Raw genomic sequence first — 3,016 nt, 5'->3', positions numbered from 1 at the left:
TTTGTCACGGGCCATTTCATCGATGCCCAACTGCAGTGCCGGACGACGTCTTGTCCGTCGATGCTGGCCCGGCCGAACAGGCTGGCCATTTGCAATCCGCGCGGCGCGTTGTCGGCAGCGGAGACCAACATGATCCCGCGTGTTGCTCCGGCGGCGATCTTCAGTCCCGTCGCCGTGACGCCTTCGGGAAGGTTCTCCATGAACAGGTCGATCTCGCCGTCAAAGCCGTCGCGTCGCACGACGACGATTTCCAGCGGCATGACGGCACCACCACGCAGGGCGATCGGTTTGCTGAGCGCGTTGCGGTCGCCGTTGCGAAGTCCCATGTGCAGAGCCCAGCCGACCAATGCAAAATCCGGCGTCGCCTTGCGGACGATCATCCGATAGCGATTGGTGGGATCGTTGCGTGTTCCCCCGAACAGATCAGTCACGCGAATTCGGTAGGTGCCGTCTTGTGGGACCTCGAATTTGCCCATCGCATCGGAGGAACCGGCGTTGTAGGGCGGCCCGTCATAGGAGTAGCCGTTGGAGGAACGTTTGACCGGGCTCGGCACGTCGGCCAGTTCCGCGACATCAACGACGTCGCCCCCCTCGACCACACGTTGCACGACGACCGACGGATCGGTCGGGTGACCGAGACGTTCCGACGCGATCTCGACCCACCACGTTTCGCCTTTCTTGGCCACGAACTGATAGGTGTCCACGTCCGCGGCGGGATAAAAGCTGCCACTGATATCACAGGGCAGCGAAATCCCAATCGCGTCGTCGTCATCGCTGGTCAGTTGCGTTTCTTCAGCCGCGGGAATCTGATCCAATCCGGGCGGCGGCCACGAGAAAGACGTGACGCTTTGGGTGGTGGGCAAGCGTGACGGAATGGCGTCCTCGGCTGCTTCGGTCAACGCCAGGCGAAAGAAATAATACGGTCCACCTTTGAATGTCAGATCGTGGACCTTGACCACATAGCGGCCCTCGGCCGGCGCGGTGAAGTCGATGATTCCGCCGCGCCGCTCGACGATCAAATCACTGCCCGAGGCATCGGCGACGACCAACACCGGATTCATCTTCGAATCGATACCCTTGGCGACGCAATCGACGATGATCCGCTGGCCTTGTTTGGCATCGAAGGCATAGAAGTTCACCGAGCGGTCCACCAACGTGGCGTTGACGATCGAGCCGACAGCGATCTCCAGCGCCGTGTCGAGCGACGTGCTGGGTTGGGTTTGGGTGACTTCGGGGACGTTGCTGACCGAAAACGCACGTGCCGAGGAGATGCCCAGCCCCGCCATGATCCGTGCGTCGTAAACGCCCGGTGCGCAGTCTGCGGCGATGCGAACGAGAAACTGATTGGCCACGACCGTGCCGTCGTCTTTCAACTTGGGCGTCGCGCTGATCGAAGGGTTCGAAAAGATCAACTGTTCGGTGCCTTCGAGCGATTGCCCGGTGATGGTGACTTCCAATTCCGTTCCCGCTTGGCCTCCCATCGGCATCGTCGTCAGCAGTCTTGGAGCCGGCAGGCAGACCGATTGGGCATGCAGGATGGCGGGTAGCGCTAGCGATGCGAGAACGCACACGCACGCGACCGGTCGGAAGGGCAGGGGAGAGGTCATGTGAAAATTCCAATCGATGGTCGTAAAAAGTGGGATAGGCTTCCAGCCTGTCATGGGCTGGAATTGACAGGCCGGAAGCCTATCACCGTTGGCGTCTAGCCTTTAGGCGATTCCGTGTCGCTGCTCCGCAGCGGCAGTGGGCGGCTAAAGCCTGCACACCAACACTCTTGAGGGACGACTAATGGTTAAACAAAAATTCTTTGGTATTCAGCAGTGCCCAGGTCAGGTCCTGCAAGTTTTCGCGTTCGGCTTTTGTCGCGTCGAGCGGTTTGCCGTTCGCGTCGATTCGCGGTTCATTGAGGTACTGAAGTGCCGTCGCCAATTCGGCATCGCTTGGCGGTCGTGAAAGGGCGGCGAAATACAATTCGGTCACTTTTTCATCGGCGGACGTTTTCTCGCCGACCAGTCGGTTGATGCGTCCACCGCCGGCGGCAAGTTTTGATTTGATGTCACCGGCATTCATCAGGTGCAGACTTTGGGCAAGGCTGCCCGATTGCACCCGCTCGCACTCGCACACGCTGGTCGCTTCGGGGCGGCCAAACACACGCAGGAACGGCGACGCTTTGTTGTAGCTGTTGTCCGGCAGCGCCACCGCGCGTGTGCCGATCGGCAGATTGGCGAACGAAGTTTGGGTGCCGGCAACTTGATCGATCGCATCGAGCATGACTTCGGCTTGCAATCGCTTGGGATAGTAGCGTGAGTAGTTCTGCGAATCGACGAGGTTGTGATCGTTAGGAATCGCGCTCAACTGATATGCTTTAGACGTCGTGATCACGCGAATCAGCGACCGCAGATCGAATCCGCTTTCGACGAAGTGTTGTTCGAGTGCGGTGAGCAACTCGGGATTGGTCGGCGGGTTGGTGTCGCGGATGTCGTCTTCCGGTTCGATCAAGCCGCGGCGAAAGAAGTGTTTCCAGTAGCGATTGACCAGTGACTTGGCAAAGAACGGATTGCTGGGACTGGCCATCCAATCGGCCAGACGCAACCGCGGGTCTTCGTCCGCCGGGATTTCACCAACCGAATCACCGAGCGCCGCCGGAGGCACATTTTCGCCGGTCTTCATGTTGACCGCTTGAGCGGTACCGCGTTGGTGAAAGATCAGATCTTCGCCTGCGGTATCGGTCGGCTTTCGGCCGATGCGACTGAAGAACGCGGCCAGCGAATAATAATCCGTTTGGCTCCAGCGTTCGAAGGGATGATGGTGACACTGGGCACACTGCAGACGGACGCCGAGGAACAATTGGGCGACGTCTTCGATCTGTTGTTTCGGTTCCTTGACACGCTTGTACCAGGCGACCGGAGGATTGGCGATCACGGTGCCGGTGGCGGCCAGTAATTCGCGGACCAATTGATCGTACGGGGTTCCGGCCAGCAGGTTGTCGCGGACCCAGGCGTGGAACGCAAAATTG

The 3,016-nt window shown here is 59.6% G+C and carries 2 protein-coding genes; both read right to left on the bottom strand.

Annotated features, from left to right (window positions below; genetic code table 11):
- On the bottom strand, positions 1–1,607 hold a 1,607-nt coding region (locus ABX749_RS27825), incomplete at its 3' end, for a PPC domain-containing protein (RefSeq protein ID WP_372898899.1).
- 178 nt (positions 1,608–1,785) lie between these two features.
- Positions 1,786–3,016, bottom strand: a 1,231-nt coding sequence (locus ABX749_RS27820; RefSeq protein ID WP_372898898.1) for a DUF1553 domain-containing protein, incomplete at its 5' end; no start/stop codon positions are given.

This window comes from Stieleria sp. (genome assembly GCF_041595215.1).
GTDB classification, from domain to species: Bacteria; Planctomycetota; Planctomycetia; order Pirellulales; family Pirellulaceae; genus Stieleria; species Stieleria magnilauensis.
This window is presented reverse-complemented; position numbering and strand designations above follow the sequence as displayed.